22 protein-coding genes are annotated in these 20571 nt (G+C 30.0%); all 22 read left to right on the forward strand.

Going from position 1 to position 20571, the window contains the following annotated elements:
- Window positions 1-322: 322 nt before the first annotated feature.
- The 22 genes from GCU34_RS05075 (at window position 323) to GCU34_RS05185 (ending at window position 20406) form a co-directional block, all read left to right on the forward strand.
- On the forward strand, window positions 323-991 hold the full coding sequence (locus GCU34_RS05075; RefSeq protein ID WP_072783519.1) for a hypothetical protein: 669 nt from the start codon (window positions 323-325) through the stop codon (window positions 989-991).
- A gap of 169 nt (window positions 992-1160) precedes the next feature.
- On the forward strand, window positions 1161-1778 hold the full coding sequence (locus tag GCU34_RS05085; RefSeq protein ID WP_072783517.1) for an outer membrane beta-barrel protein: 618 nt from the start codon (window positions 1161-1163) through the stop codon (window positions 1776-1778).
- A gap of 193 nt (window positions 1779-1971) precedes the next feature.
- Window positions 1972-3510 (forward strand): T9SS type A sorting domain-containing protein, encoded by a 1539-nt coding sequence (locus GCU34_RS05090; protein WP_227658774.1) that lies wholly within the window; start codon window positions 1972-1974, stop codon window positions 3508-3510.
- Window positions 3511-4615: 1105 nt separating this feature from the next.
- Window positions 4616-5230, forward strand: coding sequence for a hypothetical protein (locus GCU34_RS05095; RefSeq protein WP_072783509.1), 615 nt, complete (start codon window positions 4616-4618; stop codon window positions 5228-5230).
- A 528-nt stretch (window positions 5231-5758) separates the two neighbouring features.
- Window positions 5759-6124 (forward strand): hypothetical protein, encoded by a 366-nt coding sequence (locus tag GCU34_RS13835; RefSeq protein WP_227658734.1) that lies wholly within the window; start codon window positions 5759-5761, stop codon window positions 6122-6124.
- Window positions 6125-6549: 425 nt separating this feature from the next.
- A complete protein-coding gene (locus tag GCU34_RS05105) occupies window positions 6550-7098 on the forward strand; it encodes an outer membrane beta-barrel protein (protein WP_072783505.1) in 549 nt (182 codons plus the stop codon).
- Between the two features lie 178 nt (window positions 7099-7276).
- Window positions 7277-8170, forward strand: a complete 894-nt coding sequence (locus tag GCU34_RS05110; protein WP_072783503.1) for a hypothetical protein — start codon at window positions 7277-7279, stop codon at window positions 8168-8170.
- Window positions 8171-8339: 169 nt separating this feature from the next.
- On the forward strand, window positions 8340-8726 hold the full coding sequence (locus tag GCU34_RS05115) for a hypothetical protein (protein ID WP_072783502.1): 387 nt from the start codon (window positions 8340-8342) through the stop codon (window positions 8724-8726).
- A 42-nt stretch (window positions 8727-8768) separates the two neighbouring features.
- Window positions 8769-9029, forward strand: a complete 261-nt coding sequence (locus GCU34_RS05120) for an LA_2272 family surface repeat-containing protein (RefSeq protein ID WP_072783500.1) — start codon at window positions 8769-8771, stop codon at window positions 9027-9029.
- A 560-nt stretch (window positions 9030-9589) separates the two neighbouring features.
- On the forward strand, window positions 9590-10699 hold the full coding sequence (locus tag GCU34_RS05125) for a hypothetical protein (RefSeq protein ID WP_072783498.1): 1110 nt from the start codon (window positions 9590-9592) through the stop codon (window positions 10697-10699).
- A gap of 190 nt (window positions 10700-10889) precedes the next feature.
- Entirely contained in the window at window positions 10890-11435 is a 546-nt protein-coding gene (locus tag GCU34_RS05130) for a hypothetical protein (protein WP_072783496.1), read from the forward strand.
- 147 nt (window positions 11436-11582) lie between these two features.
- Window positions 11583-12272, forward strand: coding sequence for a hypothetical protein (locus GCU34_RS05135; RefSeq protein ID WP_072783494.1), 690 nt, complete (start codon window positions 11583-11585; stop codon window positions 12270-12272).
- A 201-nt stretch (window positions 12273-12473) separates the two neighbouring features.
- Window positions 12474-12944, forward strand: coding sequence for a hypothetical protein (locus tag GCU34_RS05140; protein WP_072783493.1), 471 nt, complete (start codon window positions 12474-12476; stop codon window positions 12942-12944).
- Between the two features lie 163 nt (window positions 12945-13107).
- The gene (locus GCU34_RS05145) at window positions 13108-13521 is read left to right on the forward strand and encodes a hypothetical protein (RefSeq protein WP_072783491.1); all 414 of its coding nucleotides are present in this window, start codon (window positions 13108-13110) and stop codon (window positions 13519-13521) included.
- Window positions 13522-14049: 528 nt separating this feature from the next.
- Window positions 14050-15021: a hypothetical protein gene (locus GCU34_RS05150; protein WP_152378364.1), complete on the forward strand. Its 972-nt coding sequence runs from the start codon at window positions 14050-14052 to the stop codon at window positions 15019-15021.
- Window positions 15006-15263, forward strand: coding sequence for a hypothetical protein (locus tag GCU34_RS05155; RefSeq protein WP_152378365.1), 258 nt, complete (start codon window positions 15006-15008; stop codon window positions 15261-15263). Before GCU34_RS05150 ends, GCU34_RS05155 begins: the two co-directional genes overlap by 16 nt.
- A gap of 166 nt (window positions 15264-15429) precedes the next feature.
- Window positions 15430-16377: a hypothetical protein gene (locus GCU34_RS05160; RefSeq protein ID WP_072783487.1), complete on the forward strand. Its 948-nt coding sequence runs from the start codon at window positions 15430-15432 to the stop codon at window positions 16375-16377.
- A 191-nt stretch (window positions 16378-16568) separates the two neighbouring features.
- Window positions 16569-16853: a hypothetical protein gene (locus tag GCU34_RS05165; protein WP_072783485.1), complete on the forward strand. Its 285-nt coding sequence runs from the start codon at window positions 16569-16571 to the stop codon at window positions 16851-16853.
- Window positions 16854-16871: 18 nt separating this feature from the next.
- A complete protein-coding gene (locus GCU34_RS05170) occupies window positions 16872-17897 on the forward strand; it encodes a retropepsin-like aspartic protease family protein (protein WP_084656904.1) in 1026 nt (341 codons plus the stop codon).
- A gap of 160 nt (window positions 17898-18057) precedes the next feature.
- Window positions 18058-18558: a hypothetical protein gene (locus GCU34_RS05175; protein ID WP_152378366.1), complete on the forward strand. Its 501-nt coding sequence runs from the start codon at window positions 18058-18060 to the stop codon at window positions 18556-18558.
- A gap of 257 nt (window positions 18559-18815) precedes the next feature.
- Window positions 18816-19007, forward strand: a complete 192-nt coding sequence (locus GCU34_RS05180; protein ID WP_072783479.1) for a hypothetical protein — start codon at window positions 18816-18818, stop codon at window positions 19005-19007.
- Between the two features lie 604 nt (window positions 19008-19611).
- A complete protein-coding gene (locus tag GCU34_RS05185; RefSeq protein ID WP_072783478.1) occupies window positions 19612-20406 on the forward strand; it encodes a DUF4339 domain-containing protein in 795 nt (264 codons plus the stop codon).
- Window positions 20407-20571 lie beyond the last annotated feature (165 nt).

Genomic DNA, 20571 nt, shown 5'->3' on the forward strand with positions numbered 1-20571 from the left:
GCTTTAGTTATGTTTTGCTTACGAATTGGCTCAATTTGGTGGAATGCTTTCTGTTTGCTGATTTTCGCTAGTCAACTTTTGGAATTTGATTGGTTAAATTGAACCGAATATTTTGCATTTGGAAAATTCTAGCTTTTTTTCGGTTTTAAACTATTTTCATTCTCTACAGCAAACGCTGTTGTTAACAACAGTTTACACTCAGCGCAAGGTTTTGCTCTTTTGCCGAAAAAATTCTTTCCGAATTTTTTCTAATCGGATTTTTTGCTATCTTTGGTTCATAAGGTTTGCGCCGAAGTGTAAGCCGTGACCGTTGTACAACATTATGGGAATCCTATCAAGCATCTTCGGAAATAGCAAAAAATTACCTTTCAAAAAGACTGTTCGTTTTGAAAGAGTAAAATCTGACTTTGAAATAAATGTTGGAGACGAAATTAATATTTGGAATAAACCGAATACAAAACAAGTGAATTTATACGCAAAAGGTTCTGTGGGTGGAAATGGACTTGTAGGAACCAAAATTGATTCCACTATAAGTTATCATTTAGACAAAACGGAAAACCTATTTGTTGAGAATAAAATTGTTGGAATAACGAATAATTCAATTGACTTATTTGTCAATATGTACGCTGATAAAAAAGCAGTTCAACAAATCGAACAGAATTATAAAACTGAATGGATTGAAAAACTAAATAAAAAATATAACCCAAAATCAAGTTGGGAGCTACGTTTTTTCTCTGAAAATAAAATTGGAAAAAATGATTTTCAAATTCAGACAATCGATAAAAGTCAAATTGAGGAATTTTATCAAAAAGACGAACAAACAATTTGGCTGACTGATAAAAATGGGAATAAACTTCCAGCAGAAAATAGAATACGTTCTGGTGGAACTGAAAAAACTTTAAGAGCAGTTTTTACTGGACACGAACTTGAGGTTGTAGATTTTAAAAAAGAAAATTATTGGTATTATATAGAAATCGGAATAAAAAAATAACGTTGTACAACACCGGCTATAATTCATTGCTTCTGACTTTCCTTTCGGAAAGTCCTCGCAAATTTGCTATCTTCGGTTTACGGCGGAAAATCCTTGCGGATTTTCACGCAACGAAATCATAGCCAAAACCGTTGGCAGCAATTTGAAAAAAACCTAAAATCGTAATTATATGAAAAATATAATTTTAACAACCATTTGCTTTTTAGCAATATTCTCGCTTTCATTTGGACAAGAGACAGAGAAAAGTAAATTTAGTTACGGACTGAATTTTGGTGTAGGAAATTCTACATTGGAAAACAATCAAATCGGAGTTTTAAGTGGCAATCTAATCGCTATCGATTTTAATGTCGATTATAGCTTTACCGACAGCGATAAGACCAAACTAACTTCAGGCGTCAATATTTTAGACTTCAATTCCAATTTTTATAATGGAACTGACCAAAGTCGATTAAAAAATGAATATTTTCAGATTCCATTTAAATTATCCCATCGAGTTAACTTCGACAAAGAAGAAAAACTGAATTTGGTTGCTGGAATTGGTGCGTATGCGAATTTCTTATTGCGCTCAAAAATCTTAAATTTAAACGAAGAAATTAATACAAAAAGTGGTGGATTTAATTTTGGATATAGCATATCAATGGGAGCAGAATATAAAATTAACACAAACACTTCATTTGGATTAATGCTTGACTTAATGAACGAAATAAGCGAAATAAAAAAAAATAATTACGAACAAAAACAAACTGAAATCATATTGTTAAGCATTGGATTTTCAACAAGATTTTAGCGAAAAAAAACTGCTGCCAACACCGTGTATAAGCCATTGCTTGGTCTGTGCTCATCTTGAAAATTCCTGCGGAATTTCCAAGCGCAGTTTTTTGTTTGGCAAGGTTCGGGAAATCCCACGCAACGGCTCATACACAAAAACGTTAGTAGATATTGTAAATTAAAAACCTTAAATAAATATACAAAATGAAAAAATTTTACTTTTAGGAACTTTTATGAGTTCTTTTATAGCTTTTTCTCAAGATGGTACATTAGATTTATCTTTTGGCTCTGGAGGTAAAGTTATTACATCAATTAATTCAGGAGAAGATAAGGCCAGAAGTGTTTCATTACAAAACGATGGGAAAATAGTTGTAGTTGGATATACATATAATCCTGTTTTTGGCTATGATTTTGCATGTGTAAGATATAATTCAGACGGTAGTCTTGATAATACATTTGGAGCAAATGGTAAAGTTTCTTATGACTTACAAACAGGTAGTGATGATAAAGCATATTCTGTAGATATTCAAATGGATGGGAAAATAGTAATTGCGGGATATTCTGATGATGGTAGTGATAGAGCTGGAGCAGTTATAAGATTAAACACAAATGGTACTTTAGATACCACTTTTAATTCAACTGGTAAAGTATTAACTAATTTTACAATTTACAATTCAAACCCAAGAACAGATGTTTTTAGAGTTGTAAAAATTCATCATGTTACAGGTAATATAGTTGTGGGAGGTGAATGTATTTGGAATTCAGACGAATCACGAGGAATTTTTGCAAGATATACTTCTTCTGGGCAACTGGATACAACATTTGCAGATAATGGAAAATTGATTGATTTACCATTTCCAGAAAGCAACTCAATCGGATTTATGTTTTCAATCGAAGATTTAAAAATAAAATCAAATGGTAAAATTACTGCAATTGGATGGAGCGATATTCCAGGAAACGGGTCTTTACTTTATGCCAGACAATATGTCTGTAGGTTAAATAGTAACGGAACATTAGATACAACATTTTCAACAGACGGTTTTTCTTCTAATTCATTTACAACAAGTGATAATAAATCGTATTCAATTTTGTTAAATCCAGATGACTCAAGTCTTTTTAGTGGTAGTAGTCGATGGTCTTCAACTGATTACAAATATTATTTTGGGACTGTAACTAGTGGCGGAACTGTAAATTCACAAGGTTCGATTGATTTTTCGTCTAATACAATTGATATGTGTTATGGAATGGCAAAAGCAGGTGATGGAAAGATTTTACTATCTGGTTCTTCTATAAATAACAGTTCTTCTACTTCTACTTTTTCAATGGCGAGAATTAATACTAATTATTCTACAGACACTACATTTGGTACAAATGGTTTAGTGATTACTGATTTTGGAACAAATACATATAGTGAATCATTTGATATTGCAATACAACCTGACGAAAAAATAATACTGGTAGGATACACTGGCAATGATTTTGCAATTGCGAGATATACAGGTAATGTTTTATCTACCGTATCATTTGATTCTAGTACTTTAAAATTATATCCAAACCCTACTACCTCAATATTAAATGTTAAAGGACATTTTGAAGATAAATCATATCAGATTTTCGACATAAATTCAAAATTGGTTAAAATTGGGGAATTAAATACAATTGAAGAAAATGCAATATCAATTGAAGACTTAAAAAGTGGGATATATTTAATTGTTATAGATAATATTGTATCTAAGTTTATTAAAAAATAAACAACATCTACTAACACAGGTTTTGCAAGATTGCGGGTTTTGGACTTAATTTAAAGTTGGTTTTGTATCTTTGAGTTCCGTGATTAACCGAAAGTTTCGGGTTATTTAGTTCGCAACCTCGCAAAGCCTGGGAACGTTAACTACAACGTGATTTTACTTCGTAAAAAACCAATTGGAACGTTATCTTTCGCACGTTCATAAAAATAGTTTAGAAAGCTTTAGTTATTTTTTGCTTCCGAATTGGCTCAATTTGGCAGAATGTTTTCTGTTTGCCGATTTTTGCTAGTCAACTTTTGGATTTTGATTAGTTTAATTCAACCGAATATTTTGCGCTTGGAAAATTCTAGCTTTTTTTCGGTTTTAAACTATTTTCATTCTCTACAGCAAACGCTGTTGTTAACAACAGTTTACACTCAGCGCTTAGTTCGCGCATTTTTGCCGAAAAAATTCTTCCCGAATTTTTTCTAATCGGATTTTTTGCTATCTTTGGTTCATAAGGTTTGCGCCGAAGTGTAAGCCGTGACCGTTGCCATTCATTGTAAAAAAACACTTATTGTAAAAATATGTTTGATTTAATTAGTACAAATTAAGATTACTTAGTAAGTAAAAAAAGATTTAAAAATGATTGGTTAAGTTCTGTATAAAATATCAAATAACTCTTTAATAATTTTAAAAATGAAAAAAACATCTTATTTTTTGATCGCTCTCAACATTATTTCAATCGGTTTAATTGTTTATGTTAGTTCGTTTGGAAACATAACAAAAGATTTAACTCAAAATGGAGAAATAATCGGAAAAGAAACTTTGAAGTCATTTAATATTTTTGCACTTCCTTTTATGATTTTTATCTTGAATATAATTTATATTTTTAAAACTAGTCTGAAATTAAAGAATCTATAAAAACAAAGATTATATTTGGTACCAGCTCTACTTTCGATAAAAAACAACGAAATGGCAACATCAGTTTGCGTTCAGCGCTAGGCTTGTGCATTCTTGCCGAAAAAACTTCGTTCCGAATTTTTTCGTATGTTTTTTTGCTATCTTTGAGCTTAATTCAGCGCCGAATCGCAAGCTGAGGACCGTTAGCACCAATATAAACTCAACCTTGAACAAAAAAACATTATTCCGAATATTATTATCGACTGGAGCCATTTTATGGGTTTTATCTTGGATTGGCGACTTAAATGGAAAGTTACCTGAATCAACTTACGGAATGATTTTATCAGTTATAGTAACGGGATTTGGAATTTATTTTTGGTTAAAATCCTACAAAGAAACAAGAGGACATTATCCGAACTTTTACAAAAAATATCAGGAAATGATTAAATCAATGAAAAAGAATCCATTTAATGGATTTTTCTTCTTGGTAAAAAACTTACTCAAATTTTACACTTTCGTTCTTATCTTCTCAATGATTTTAGTTCTTATTGGATATTTGACAATTGGACAATCTGAACCAGTAAAAGTGACTCAAAAATATTGCGAAAACAACATCGATATTCAAAAAATAACTGGAGAAATCAAACACTATGGAATTTTAAGAAATGTAAGTTCTAAATGGAATTCCGAAACTGGAAGTTCTCATTTATCCCTAATTTTTGTCGCTGAAAATGGAGTTTTCAATATTTCCTCAAAATTAGAAAAGGAAAATGGAGAATGGGAAGTAAAAGAATATGAATTAATAAATAAAAATACTGGTGCTAACAATGGCTATAAGTAATTGCTTGTTCTCGCCTACTTCTGAAAATCCTCGCGGATTTTCAGTTTGGTGTGTACTTGCAAAGTTAAGTGCTAACCCACGCAACTACTCATAGCCGAGACCGTTGTAGTTAAGTGTTGTTGGAATCTATAAATTGATTTTTGACACTTAGAATTTCCAAATTTGATGCGTGAATTTTCTCAGGCGGAATTTTGACAAAACTGTGCGTGACTTTTCACATTCTACACGTTGACTTTTTTCCAAACTTGCGTCGAATTGAATTGCTTTGCGTTCAGATTTTTTCAAAATAACTGAATTACGACACATTACTTTATGTTGAAAAACACCTAAACTACAACAACAGTTTACACTCAGCGCAAGGTTCTCGCCTATTTGCCGAAAAAATTCTTCCCGAATTTTTTCTAATCGGATTTTTTGCTATCTTTGGTTCATTAGGTTTGCGCCGAAGTGTAAGCCGAGACCGTTGTGCGATATGCTAAAACTTAGATACAAAAAGAAGGAAATATTACCATAATAAAAACACTATTTATGAAACTTTTTAAACTTTCACTTTTTTTATTAGTATTATTCGTTTTAGTTGGTTGCCGTTTTGAAAACGCACCTAAAGGCTTAATGATTGATGAACCATATTTTATAACAACGGAGTCAATGATTATTAAAAAAATAACAGTGCCAAAAGGAACAAAATTAGTCTATAAATCAGATTTAATCTATGAAGTGGGTTCTTCTAATCAAGGAAAGCAAATACAAATGATGGATGAAAAGCTGCTCAAGAGTATCGAATTCAAAAACGGCAATACGATCGATTGGGGGGTGTTCCTGTCAATGAAATTGAAATTTTTTTTAACGAGGAAATGCATGGTTTTACAGTTTACGCAGACTTTGGAAAATTAAGCAAGGATAAAAGAACCAAATTTTCCGAGTTGTGGGAAAGTTGCAATGATGGCTTAGGGATTATTGTCAAAAATATTGATGATTGGTCTTTTAATTTGAAAAATATTACTGACATCCAAAGTTGTAGCGTAAACTATCAGCGATATTTCAAAGAAAATGCAGAACAGCAAAAATTTTTAGATTCCATTTATATTGAAATAAATAAAATAGATTTAAAATAAAATTTACTTGAAAGCACATCGCACAACAGCGGTTTGCTTCAATGGCTACTTCCGGATTTTCCTGCTGAAAATCCGCTGCTGAATGGAATGTTTTATTATATTTGTAATGGCTTGGTGTTGGTTCAAAGCCACTGAAAGCAAGCCACAGAACGTTAGCAGCAAGCTTAACGCAGACTCAAGAACCAAATAATAAATTAAGCCAAAATGAAAATCTTTACAATTATTTTATTTTTTACATCGTTATCATATTCCCAAATAACTAAAAATAATTGGTTAGTTGGCGGAAGCGGTAATTTTAAAACAACGAAAACTGAAAAATTATCAGATGGAACTAAACCTTATGATGACAGAACTATATTTTCTATTTCACCGAATATCGGTTATTTTTTTTATGACAAATTAGCTGGTGGAATTAGTTTAAGTTATACTTATGACAATATATTTGAAGACTATCAATATTTTGGAGTTGGACCTTTTGTTAGATATTACTTTTTAAATTCAGAAAAAAGAATAAACATATTTTTACAAGGAAATTATAACTATTACGAAGGTGGTTCAAAAACAGTTGATGGTAATGATAATGGAAAGTTTCACAACAATGGATACGGATTCAAAGCTGGATCGGCAATTTTTTTAAATAGTAGTGTTGCTGTAGAACTATCATTAGACTACATTTCTAATAAATTAAATAGTACATTAAGAGAAGAAACATTTATGATTGGAGTTGGCTTTCAAATTCATTTAGAAAAATAAAGCCAGCTGCTAACAGCTTTTTGCTTCAATGGCTACTTCCGGATTTTCCTACGGAAAATCCGCTGCTGAATGGAATGTTTTGTTATATTTGTAATGGCTTGGTGTTGGTGCAACGCCACTGAGAGCAAGCCGCAGAACGTTAGCGGTAATGTTCACACACATCTAAAAAACAGACGAATTGAAAATAAATATAATATCTATACTAGCATTTTTAATTTTACCTCATGGACTTTTTGCTAGTCCACAAGTTCCAGATTACATTATTTTCAAAAATGATACAATACCAACCTACAATCTAATTGTGGAACAATTCCTTCAACAAAAGGAAAAAGACAATGGTCAATTATTTGGGTTAAGTTTTAGAAATTCAGTTGATGGAAGTTTAGGAACTTCATTCAATTGTTGGCGTGGCTATCAAGCAATCTATAAATTTGAAAATGATAGTTTATTTGTCATTGATATTATTAATTGTCATTCAATAAAGAATTTCAATAAGCAAACTTCAAAAAAATTTCTAACCGAAATTTTTGGAGAAAAAATAAAAAACAATAAAGTTTTTGTTGATTGGTACACTGGAATTATTAGCTTTCCATCAAAAAATGACAAAAACACAATGCTTCGGTGGGATGGCGTATTTGAAAGAATTTTTCTTTATGAGACAGTCATAAAAATTGAAAACGGAAAGGTTATCAAAATTAGTGATGAGGAAAATTATACTGATATTGAAAATGGAATTGAAAGATTAGAAAGAGACTCAATCAAGAATATTTTGTTTGATAGAGTAAAAAATTACAGTTGGAAAAAACTTGATAAATTTGATTGTTCTGACAAATATATCATAACGATTAATGAAGATGGAAAAGTCGGTGATATAAGGATGGCTTGGAGTGATGAGGAAATAAAAGAGTTCTTTACTAAAAGAGAATATAATCATTGTATAAAATCAATGAAAAACGCATTATCAACCTTACAATTTGACATAATTAAGAGAAAAGGAATACCAATCAGGGAAGATATTATAATTGAAATTTGGATTGAAGAGAATGGAAATATTGAAAATTGGTCCGATTAAAAAACACTACCGCTAACAGCGGTTACAAGTAATGGCTAGTTCAGTACTATTCCGAAAATTCTCCGAATTTTCTAAAATAAGTTTATATTTGTTATGGCTTGGTAATGGTTTACGCCACTACTTGTAGCCGCAAAACGTTAGCAGTAATATTATTTTAAAAAACGAATAAATGAAATTTATAATTTTAACATATATTACATTATTCTCTTTAAATTTATTTTGCCAAGAATATAATATAAATAAAAAATATCTATTTTGGACATTTCATACACAGAACACTACAATAAATGGAATCTCATTAGGTGCTTTTCCTCAATTGAATGACAAAGATAGATTTGTAAGGACAAATGGAATTCGATTAGAAATTCCTGGATTTGGATTTCTTGCACCATTAGGAAATGGAAGTCCAATTTCAAGAATTGATAGTGTAAGTGGAAAATTTGAAAGAAACAAATATAAGTTTGATGAAATTATTAATGGAATAAATATTTCATCAGGAACAGTTGGAAAAATAAACTACAATGGAATTACCATAGCAGCAATAGCACAATTTTGAGAATTAAATAATGGAATTGCTCTTGCTGGACTTTGGAATGCTATGGATAAATCAAATGGTATCCAAATTTCTGGTTTAGTAAATGAAGCTTTATATAGCAGTGGAGTACAAATTTCGTTGGCGAACTCAGCAATAATTATGAGTGGAATACAAATTGGAATAAATAATTACTCAAATGAAATGTATGGAATTCAAATTGGTTTATTAAATAAAAGTAAAAAGACTAATGGAATTCAATTGGGACTTTGTAATGTAAACGAAAAACGGAAATTTCCAATATTTAATTGGAATTTTGGGATATAAAATACTACTGCTAACATTGGTTAGCTGTTATTGTGGCTGCTCGCCTACTTCCGAATTTTCTCCGAAAATCCGAAAGTTTATTTATATTTGTTTTAGCTAGTAATGAAAACCACAACAGCAGCTAGCCAAGGACCGTTAACTACAACGTGATTTTACTTCGTAAAAAACCAATTGGAACGTTATCTTTCGCACGTTCATAAAAATAGTTTAGAAAGCTTTAGTCATGTTTTGCTTCCGAATTGGCTCAATTTGGCAGAATGTTTTCTGTTTGCCGATTTTCGCTAGACAACTTTTGGATTTTGATTGGTTTAATTCAACCGAATATTTTGCGCTTGGAAAATTTTAGCTTTTTTTCGGTTTTAAACTATTTTCATTCTCTACAGCAAACGCTGTTGTTAACAACAGTTTACACTCAGCGCTTAGTTCGCGCATTTTTGCCGAAAAAATTCTTCCCGAATTTTTTCTAATCGGATTTTTTGTTATCTTTGGTTCATAAGGTTTGCGCCGAAGTGTAAGCCGTGACCGTTAGCAGTAACTTTAACCAAAATCGAAATATTCGAATGAAATACAAAATTTCAATTTTCTTGATAATTCTGAGTCAATTTGCTAAAGCGCAGGTTTTCTCAGATTATGTTGACAGTTCAAATTTAAACATTAAAAAAGCAGTAGATTTTTATAAGCAATATTTATCAGAGTTTGAAGGAACTTCACTTCCAGATTATAGTAAATATTGGTCTAAAGATGATTGTAAAAGATTCAAAACACCTGACCCTATTGTTTATTCAATAACATCCGATTATCCAACCTATAATTTTGGTGCTCAAAAAACTATTTTTTATGCACGAGAATATACTAATTATGTTCACTTAAAAACATTAATGACTCAAACTGATTCATTAAATAACATTTCAGTATATGCTATTACCAACCATTATATTTCAATAAACGACAATTCTGAAAAAATCCATTTTATTTCTCCAATTAAAATTAATTCTCACCTATACTCTACCGAAAAAAATGGTAATATTAGGTACTATTTTCTAAAAACACATCAATTCAATAAAGCTAAAAGTGATCAACTAATCACTTTACTCAAAAAGTTTGAAAAGGATTGGGGTTTTGAACCAATACAATTTGATTACTACTTCTCCAATACTCAAGATGAATTAGGTGCAATGAAAGGTTTAGACTATTATTACGGTATGGAACAAACTTATCCTTCCGGTATTGCTTTTCCTGAAGACAAAATAGTTTATTGCAACGGTTATGATGAAAACAATTTACATGAAGTTCTACATCTATACCTTAATCCTACACATGAAAAATCTCCAGTTAATCATGGACTGATTTATTATTTGGGTGGCTCAATAGGTCAAAACTTCAACTATTTAATCAACAAGATGAATGAGTATTTATCAAAATATCCTGATACTGATTTGAGTACGTTTGAAACTTTAGAAACAAAAGACATAACATTACATATAAATCACACCGTAATTGGTCTTATTTGCAAAATAATTGATGAAAAAGAAGGTGTAAATGGATTGAAAAGACTTTTAACATATAATGATATAAATACTTTGTTTAAAAAAGAATTTGGTTTGGACAAAAAAGAATGGGATAGTTTTCTAAAACGAAAATTCAAAAAATATAACACTTTAAAAAAATAAAAAGCTACTGCTAACATCGGTTATAAATTATGGCGGCGTTTGCGCATATTTTCCGAATTTTCTCCGAAAATTCGAAATTAAATTTTATATTTGGAATCGCTCGGTCTGCGGTTTTCCGCCACAATTTTATAGCCGAGGACCGTTACCTGCAAGTTTATACAAAATTGTGTAAATAAACTATTGAGAAAAAATGGAAGATTATACAAGTCAAGAAATGAAAGCGTGGTATGAGAATTTTAGAGTCAATTCAAAAACCAAATCTGAAAACGCAAAAGTAAAATCTATTTATGACATAATTCTCAGAAACGAATATACGGATAGTGATTATTGGTATATGGGTGGTGGTGCAGATGAGTTTATTAAATATTTACAAAACTTTAATGTTGAAGATATAAAAGATTTAGAAAATGATATCCAAAATTGGACAAGTGATCAATTATGGATTTTAAGAGAATGCTTAGTATATGGTTACAGATATGATGATAACCATAAAAAATCGAATACATTTAAAAATCAAAGTTATCTATTAACATTTTTATTCTCAGCAACAGAAGACGAGGATATAAAAATCGATATTTTTGAAAACGCAGAATTAATAAACGATGGAGATTCTAAACCTTTAGAGCTATTATTAAATATAAAAAAATGGGCGGAAAATAAAATCCATAATTCTGAAAATTTAGATAAAATTCATTTTGAACAAATTGAGGAAGCAATAAAAAAAACCAGCAGGTAACAGCGGTTAAAGTAAATGGCTTGGTCAAGAATTTCCCGAAAATTCTCCGAATTTTCTAAATTTTGTCTATTTTTGGGTTGGCTTGGTTTTGGCTCACGCCACTTTCTTTAGCCGCGGACCGTTACCTGCAAGCTTAAAAAATTGAAAATGTTAAAAAAAACAACGCTTCTGATTTTAATATTTATTTTATCAAGTTGTTCTTCACAAGAAAACGATAAAAATTATTACTATCAAATTGGAAAAGAAAAAAAGGTTCAAATTTTTAAATTTGTTGACAAGAACAATCTAAAGAATATAGAATATTGGAAAGTTACTTCAAATCCTCAAACAAATAAAATTCTAACTGAATCTTTCACATCTGATTTAAGACTTTATAATTTATTTGAGGAAGAATTTAAAACTGATGGTACTGAAATAATCCGTTACGCAGATTTTGAAGTAAATGAGAATGGACAAAATATTAAAATAGAAGGAATAATTGTCGATGATGATGTTTATAAATGGTCTGACAATAATAAATACAGCTATTCCGTAAAATATACAAATCCAAAATACGGAAATGAACTATTCACAAAAAAAAGAACAAAAAACAAGTTTGAAAATATAAATATTAATGGAATTGTATACTCAACTTTAAAATTTAAAGATGAATATGAGATTAAATCTCTCGAAAAGAATCAGAAATATGAATTTTATCAATATACTTATTATGCAAATGGTATTGGAATGGTAAAGTATCTAAGATATCATCCAGACGGAACAATAATTGAATTAGAATTAACAGAAACCCTAACTGAAACGGAATTTGATAAATTAAAAGAAAAAGCCAGCAGGTAACAGCGGTTAAAGCAAATGGCTTGGTCAAGAATTTCCCGAAAATTCTCCGAATTTTCTAAATTTTGTCTATTTTTGGGTTGGCTTAGTTTTGGCTCACGCCACTTTCTTTAGCCGCAAAACGTTAGCGGTAATTTTAACATCGTTCGCTTAAATTCGAGAATACAACGTAATCATTTATAAGAAATTTGAAACCGTTAAACAATGAATAAAATAGATTTCAATTTAGCCATGCAAGGCGTTATTGATGAAAACTTAGATATGCCAACTGAAGAATTAATTATGAATGTTACTGCATCTCGTTGGGAATATCATGATTGGGAAGTTGCTGGATTTGAAAAAATTCTTGAGGAACGAAATTTGCAATTTAATATATATACTGAAAGCTTTTTTAAGAAAAAATTCATTGAAAAGTTCTCCAAATTATATCCCGGTTGGATTATAGATATTAAAAAAATGATGACTCAATTGATTGAAAATGGATGGAATTTATCAATTCCCATAAGAGCTAAAAATTATCATGGCAGTTTCAAATGTTACATTTCTACTGACGATATTATTTTAAAACAAATAGTGGAATCAAACTGCGAAACTATAAATTTGAAATGTTCATTATGTGGAAATTCAGAAGACGAGAATTATGATGGAATTTGCGAAAAATGCCGTATATATTAAAAAACTACCGCTAACAGCGGTTAAAAAAAATGGCTTGGTCAAGAATTTCCCGAAAATTCTCCGAATTTTCTAAATTTTGTCTATTTTTGGGTTGGCTTGGTTTTGGCTCACGCCACTTTCTTTAGCCGCGGACCGTTAGCCACAAGTTTAAAACCAAAACGAAATGATTGAATTTGATTTTACCGAATTAAACTTACTAAATAAACTTTTGAATAAAGTCAAATATACGGAATTGGACTCTTATGATTTGAATCAATTTGCAAATAGTCCGATAACAAATAGGATTATGGAAAAAATCCAAACTGAATTTAAACCGTTGGCAGAAAAAACTCCTAGAATTCATAACAACGGAATACCAAAATTTGAATTCAAATTGGAAAATTACGTTGGAAAAGCGATTACGAATCGACTTGAGCATATGGATTTGAGTTCTTTTCGGACAATTGCCGAATGGGACAAATCACAAACAGAAAAATTTGCTAAAGATATTCTCGGAATTATTGACTTTGAGGAATCTGAATTGAATAAACTGACTGAATATATAACTGAAAAAGCAAAAGAAAAAACCAGTGGCTAACAATGTATAACCGCAATTACGGCGGATTCGACTAGGTCCGAATCCACTCGGAATTGCTAACGTCAGGGTTTAATCTGAAAATTAACGCATATTAACCCATAACTGACGGTTATACGAGACCGTTAACCACAACGTGATTTTACTTCGTAAAAAACCAATTGGAACGTAATCTTTCGCACGTTCATAAAAATAGTTTAGAAAGCTTTAGTTATGTTTTGCTTCCGAATTGGCTCAATTTGGCAGAATGTTTTCTGTTTGCTGATTTTCGCTAGTCAACTTTTGGAATTTGATTGGTTAAATTGAACCGAATATTTTGCATTTGGAAAATTCTAGCTTTTTTTCGGTTTTAAACTATTTTCATTCTCTACAGCAAACGCTGTTGTTAACAACAGTTTACACTCAGCGCAAGGTTTTGCTCTTTTGCCGAAAAAATTCTTTCCGAATTTTTTCTTTAGGATTTTTTGTTATCTTTGGTTCATAAGGATCGCGCCGAAGTGTAAGCCGCGACCGTTGTGTGTAATTATGAAAATGACATTCAGAACAATAAATATCATTCTATTCATACTTTGTTTTAATCCAATTTTTGGACAAACAAATGTGCTTATTCCGAATAAAGGAATTGAAGGAATACCTATTGTGATTGACTCATCAACAATTTCGGATGTAATTGAAATTTATGGTACTGATTACACTCTGTCCGAAAAGACTTTAATTACAAACTATCGTTTTGACAAAATCGGACTGACATTTCAAATTGACCCTTATGACAAAAATAAAATTGTAAGGTCAATTTCAGTTGAATCGCCATTTAAGGCTAAAACAGAAAACGGAATTGTACTAAATGAAAGTACAATGAAAGATGTCTGGAATACATACAATGACAAAGGCTGTTTCACATCAAAGACTTATGCTTGGAACACTCAAAATGGAATTTCTTACTATATCAAAAAAGACCCAAATGAAAAAGGATATGATACAGAAGAGAAAATATTCAAAATAGAAATAAATAATAATGGCGATTTTGGAATTTCTTCGAGAACAAACTTCGAGTTTAACGATGAACCTGTAAAAGAAAAATTAAACAGCTTGATAGCAATTCTTAAATCGGAAAATTTCAACTTTAAGAAATTGGACAGTTTTTGGAGTACAGAAAAAATTACCGAAAAAGAACCTTATGGCCTTGAAAAACGGACAAGCTTAAATAGAAAGATTGAGAACAATTTAACTCAAGAAAGCTCTGAATTATGGCTTGTAGGTAGCACTTATAATCTAAACATAATTAAATCATCAAATAATCAATTGGTTTATTTAAAACTAACGGATAATAACGAACAAAAGACATTATTTGAAAGAATTGAAAACTCGAACTTTGAGAAAACCGACTTTGATGTTTACACATACGGAACTTTTTGTGGAATTGCAGGAACACCACCAGACAAATGTCAACAAATGCTTGACCTAGTTAATAAAAAGACTTTAATGAATTGGCAAAATGGTTAAAATCAATAAATCCCGAAATCGCTACTTACGGTTACATCGGACTTGAATTTTTAAAGAGAAAAGGAAAAACTATCGAAAAAATAGAATTGCAAAGAATGACGGAATTAAGTGAATTTGAAATACAACTTAATACTTGTCAAGGTTGCATTTTTGGAGTTACTGAACAGGTAAAAGACGTTTTAAAAAATAAAAATATTAACCAAATATATCGTTCGTTTCAACAAAGCGGATGGATAAAATAACTACACACAACAATGGCTATAAGTAATTGCTTGTTCTCGCCTACTTCTGAAAATCCTCGCGGATTTTCAGTTTGGTGTGTACTTGTAAAGTTAAGTGCTAAACCATGCAACTACTCATAGCCGAGACCGTTACCAGCAAGCTTAAAAAATGACAAAAAACTAAAATATGAAAAAAATAAATCTTTTAACATTCTTTTTATTTCTAAATTTCGCATCATATGCTCAAGAAAGAGAATTAGAAACATTCAGAGACAAAGTTTATACTTATGTAAACTATGACAAAAACAATAATAGTGAAATAAAATCAATACAATTACAAAAAGACAAATTATTAAAAGAATTAGAAAAATCTTTTTTATCATTTATTCTTAATGAGAAAAGTCATAATTTCGATACAATTAAAAAAAATGCAGCTTCAATTGGGAAAGGAATTCGTTGTACTGAAATAAGAAAAGATTATTCAATAAAAAGTAAAGAACATAATATAGATATTTTAGTTTCTTTAAATGGTATTTATGACTTTGGACGACCAGAATTTGTTTCATTTTTTATACAGCCTTTTCATATAGAAAATGAAGATTATATTGTATATTATTACAAGTTAAATGGAAAAGGAAAATACTACATAAAAAATTTAAAAGACAACAAACTGCTTTTAGAAAGTGAAGCATTTTCAAGCCATAGAGCAATAGCTAATATGTTTCAAATTGATGAAAATCACTTGTTAATAATTGAATATATGGATAGCAAAGGACAAAGAGCTTATGTTTTAAATAAGTCAAAAAACAATTTAGAACAAGCTTTATCCTTTAAAGGAAAAACTTTTATTAAAAACACTACAAACTATACTAAATCAACTAAACTTACTTACGAACCAAGTAGAAAATATTTGCATATTGCAGGAAATGAAAACATAATAGACCATAATAATTTATATAAAAAGTTTATATTTTATGACAAAGAAAGTCAAACAATTTCTTATGTAATTAATAATAAAGGAGAGCTATCTTCTGCAAAATGGATAAACAATTCATTTGAAATAGATGACTTCTATTTAGGAAATTATATGCACGACGAACCAATGCCAATGCCAGAACCTTTAAAAACTGATTGATTAAATTAAAAAGCCAGCAGGTAACAACAGTTTGGCAAAATGGCGGGTTCAGTGCTAAATTGAACATTTGGTTTTCAAATAAACATTAGTGCTAAATTGAAAGTAAGTGCTTCTAAATCCGCCACTTCGCCAAGCTGGAAAACGTTGTACCTCATTGTGAAAATACAATATCGTTCATAAATAATTAAAAAATGCTAAATTATTACATTTCAAAGAAAGGGAATTTTACTCATCAAGAATTCAATAATGAAATTGAGCTTGCTATAGCATACTTTTCTGAAAATTTGAAACCTAATAAAGTGATTTTTAATAAAACCAGACATTCAATCAATATTTGCTACACAATAAATGATATTGAATACGAAGGTACTTATATTAGTATTCAGATAACTATTAAAGAAAAAACAATTGGTGTAATTGATTGTTTTCTAGATAATAAAAAAATATTTATGGAACTATCTTATACATCCGTATAACTTTTTAAAAAATAAAATATGAATAAATTTAAATTAAATAAAATAATCATTCTTATATTTTTTCTATTCAATATATCTACTTTTTCTCAAACAAGAATTGAAATGGAAGAAGTTAATGGTGTATACATGATACCATGTAAGGTAAACGGTCTTCCTTTAAAATTCATTTTTGATACAGGAGCTTCAGATGTGACCATTTCAAAAACCGAAGCCTTATTTATGATTAAAAATGGTTATTTAAGAAACGAAGATATTGGTGACAAAGAATATTATACTTTAGCAAATGGTAATACTGTTGAAGGCATCGTAATAAATTTAAAAGAAATTGAAATTGGAGGTGTTAAAATTGAAAATATAAAAGCTTCAGTAGTTCTTGAACAAAAAGCCCCTTTATTATTAGGGCAATCTGCTTTACAAAAGCTAGGAACCTATAAAATTATAGGCAGTACTTTTGTTTTAGAAGATTATTCTTCTAATACAGTTTTATCAATTTTAGATAAAAAAAATGGTTTTAAAACTCTAAAACTTGGTACTAAATTCAACGAACTTCCTTATTTTTTTAAAACAGCTGAGTTTGCTGTAAATAAAAAAGAAAATTTAGCAATTGGTATAATCAAAGACGCTCCGGATGAATTCAAAACTATTTTTGATATAAAAATGGATTTTTTAGTGGTTACAATTGATTTAGATACGAAAACACTTAATGGAATACAACTTCTTAAAGTTTATAGTACAATCATAGAAGATGATAAAACAGTCTTACCTTCAGTAGAAGATTATAAATATTTAAATTATATGTATTATAGAGTTTTAGGCGTAAAACCCAGCTTTTTCAAACAAGATTTTCTAGACTCAAAAAAAATAGCTTCAACAGAAGGAGGCTATTCCTATTGGAAAGGTGAAAATGTTTTATTAAGCGTAGGAAATGAGTTATCAGAAGTTAAATTAACGAAGGATTACAAACCTGCTTCTATATTTAATCTTAAAATTACATATACAAAAAATGAAAATCAATCCTTGGATAGCCTTTTTGATAAATTTTAAATAAAACTTAAAAACAACAAGGTACAACAGCGGTTAAAAAAAATGGCTTGTTCAAGAATTTCCCGAAAATTCTCCGAATTTTCTAAATTTTGTCTATTTTTGGGTTGGCTTGGTTTTGGCTCACGCCACTTTCTTTAGCCGCGGACCGTTGTGGTGCATTATGATGAACGATAAAGAAAAAGCTATACGAATTACAAAGACCTTTCTCGAAAAGAATGAGATATATAAGGATTATATTGTTGACTCTTCTAATATTTTGGAACGAGAATCTCTTTGGTACATCCCATTTAAAGAATTAAATCCTGACTCAAACAATTTTTTAGTTGGAGCTTATAATGGAATTATTGTTGACAAAAGTTCATCTGATTTTCTTCAACCAGGAAGCGCTTTGAGTCTTGACGAATGGATTTACGGATTTGAAATAGGAATTAGAGGAGAACGATATGATTTGATAATTGAAAAAGTAATCGACTTCCAAAAAACTTTAGATATTTTAAGTAAAATTGGACTAAGCTACGTGGAAATAGAAATTGAAAACGGAACGGAATGGAAAATTCCTAAAAACTTCAAGCAGAAAGAAATAAAAAGCCGACTTGACAAACTGCCATGTAAATTTAAGAATCAATCGTTTACTTATTCAATTAATGAATTTAAAAAATAAGAAGTGAACGAATATTTGAATATAAACTCGTAACAACAGAAAATACAGACTCTTCAATACTTGGAGAATTGTTAAATTAATAAAATAACGACACCACAACAATGGCTATAAGTAATTGCTTGTTCTCACCTACTTCTGAAAATCCTTACGGTTTTCAGTTTGGTGTGTACTTGCAGAGTTTAGTGCTAAACCACGCAACTACTCATAGCCGAGACCGTTACCTGTAATTGTAATAAAAACTTTTAATTATATAAATTATGAAAACAAAAAAACAATCAATTTTAATCTTATTAATTTTCATCACAGTATTTGCTGGAAAAACATTTTTTGGTAAAGGAATAGATAGCGGAATTGAAAATTGGAGATTTTATGTTTCTCTTATAGGATTTTTGATTTTACTAACCACTTCAATTATCTTTTATAAAAATTTAAAAAAAGACAGCCAATAATAAAAAGAATTAGTTGTGCTAAGCATTTAATAGAATTTGGCGAAAATTAAAATTTTATGAGAGATTAAATTCTGGAAATTCTAAACTGTAAAAAAACAACTACAGGTAACAGCGGTTAAAAAAAATGGCTTGGTCAGGTTCATTCCGAAAATTCTCCGAATTTTCAGAATTTTATTTATTTTTGGGTTGGCTTGGTTTTGGCTCACGCCACTTTCTTTAGCCGCGGACCGTTGTAGTTCAGCTTATTCGTGATGTTCTTCTTTAAATTTAAAATCTAGTATTTGAACTAAAGATTTTAAAATTGTTGCGTGAATTTTTAACTTGAATTACGAACTTAAAAAAACTTTACGCTGACTTTTGATAAACTATGATTACTGAATTGCGTTGTGTTGAATTTTGACTAACGTTGCGGAAAAGCGTTGTAAATAATAAAGCCGAAACTACAACAACAGTTTACACTCAGCGCAAGGTTCTCGCCTATTTGCTGAAAAAATTCGTGCCGAATTTTTTCTAATCGGATTTTTTGTTATCTTTGGTTCATAAGGTTTGCGCCGAAGTGTAAGCCGTGACCGTTAGCAGTAATAATAAAAAACATACACAATTAATGAGAAAATATTTTATTTATAATGGTGAAACTGAAGTTGGACCATTTGATTTTGAACAATTAAAATCCTTACAAATAAAAAGTGACACGCCAATTTGGTATGAAGGATTAGAAAATTGGACAACTGTAGATAAAATAGATGAACTTAAAACAATAATTGTTTCTACTCCACCGAAATTTGAAAATACAAAACAAAATTTTTCAAATCCACCTAAATTTTCAAATTACGAAAAACCAACGAAAAAGAATAACGTTTTACGAAACGTTTTAATTGGTTTAGGTATTTTACTAATTAGTGTTTTGGTTATTTCTGCCATTAACTCTGAACCAAGTGAAGCAGAATTAGAATTAATGGATATTAAGGCTGACTCTATAATTCAAAAATCGGAGCGTGAAAGAATAAATTCTGAAAAAACAATAAAGAATAGAAATTACAGAAATAATTGGCAAGATTTCTTAACAGTAACTACAAATAAATATTCTTATTACGAAATTGGTGGAATTGAGAATCTGCAAATTATTGTTACAAATAAAACTGAATACAAAATAGACGAATTTAAAGTAAATGTTTGTTATGTTATTGACAATGGAGATTGTTATAAAAATGAGCAAATAACAATTTACAATATACCAGCAAAATCACAAAAAAGTGAACCTGCACCAAATTCGAATAGAGGAAAACGTGTTGACCTTTTTGTTGAAGAAATTTATAGCGATGAATTAAATTTTGGATATGCTCCAGGAAATTGGTCGAAAAATTCTGATGACCCATTTTTTACAAAGGAAAAACGATAAATTACTACTGCTAACAACGGTTACAAGTAATGGCTAGTTTAGGAATATTCCGAAAATTCTCCGAATTTTCTAAAATAAGTTTATATTTGTTATAGCTTGGTGTTGATTTACGCCACTACTTGTAGCCACATACCGTTGTACACCATTTGAGCAACACGCTCGAAA

It is taken from the genome of Flavobacterium haoranii (assembly GCF_009363055.1).
Lineage (GTDB): Bacteria > Bacteroidota > Bacteroidia > Flavobacteriales > Flavobacteriaceae > Flavobacterium > Flavobacterium haoranii.

Coding starts and splice junctions, on each gene's coding strand:
- GCU34_RS05075 (WP_072783519.1), top strand. CDS start 323: ATGGGAATCCTATCAAGCATCTTCGGAAATAGCAAAAAATTACCTTTC.
- GCU34_RS05085 (WP_072783517.1), top strand. CDS start 1,161: ATGAAAAATATAATTTTAACAACCATTTGCTTTTTAGCAATATTCTCG.
- GCU34_RS13835 (WP_227658734.1), top strand. CDS start 5,759: ATGAAACTTTTTAAACTTTCACTTTTTTTATTAGTATTATTCGTTTTA.
- GCU34_RS05105 (WP_072783505.1), top strand. CDS start 6,550: ATGAAAATCTTTACAATTATTTTATTTTTTACATCGTTATCATATTCC.
- GCU34_RS05115 (WP_072783502.1), top strand. CDS start 8,340: ATGAAATTTATAATTTTAACATATATTACATTATTCTCTTTAAATTTA.
- GCU34_RS05120 (WP_072783500.1), top strand. CDS start 8,769: ATGGATAAATCAAATGGTATCCAAATTTCTGGTTTAGTAAATGAAGCT.
- GCU34_RS05125 (WP_072783498.1), top strand. CDS start 9,590: ATGAAATACAAAATTTCAATTTTCTTGATAATTCTGAGTCAATTTGCT.
- GCU34_RS05130 (WP_072783496.1), top strand. CDS start 10,890: ATGGAAGATTATACAAGTCAAGAAATGAAAGCGTGGTATGAGAATTTT.
- GCU34_RS05135 (WP_072783494.1), top strand. CDS start 11,583: ATGTTAAAAAAAACAACGCTTCTGATTTTAATATTTATTTTATCAAGT.
- GCU34_RS05140 (WP_072783493.1), top strand. CDS start 12,474: ATGAATAAAATAGATTTCAATTTAGCCATGCAAGGCGTTATTGATGAA.
- GCU34_RS05145 (WP_072783491.1), top strand. CDS start 13,108: ATGATTGAATTTGATTTTACCGAATTAAACTTACTAAATAAACTTTTG.
- GCU34_RS05150 (WP_152378364.1), top strand. CDS start 14,050: ATGACATTCAGAACAATAAATATCATTCTATTCATACTTTGTTTTAAT.
- GCU34_RS05160 (WP_072783487.1), top strand. CDS start 15,430: ATGAAAAAAATAAATCTTTTAACATTCTTTTTATTTCTAAATTTCGCA.
- GCU34_RS05165 (WP_072783485.1), top strand. CDS start 16,569: ATGCTAAATTATTACATTTCAAAGAAAGGGAATTTTACTCATCAAGAA.
- GCU34_RS05170 (WP_084656904.1), top strand. CDS start 16,872: ATGAATAAATTTAAATTAAATAAAATAATCATTCTTATATTTTTTCTA.
- GCU34_RS05175 (WP_152378366.1), top strand. CDS start 18,058: ATGATGAACGATAAAGAAAAAGCTATACGAATTACAAAGACCTTTCTC.
- GCU34_RS05180 (WP_072783479.1), top strand. CDS start 18,816: ATGAAAACAAAAAAACAATCAATTTTAATCTTATTAATTTTCATCACA.
- GCU34_RS05185 (WP_072783478.1), top strand. CDS start 19,612: ATGAGAAAATATTTTATTTATAATGGTGAAACTGAAGTTGGACCATTT.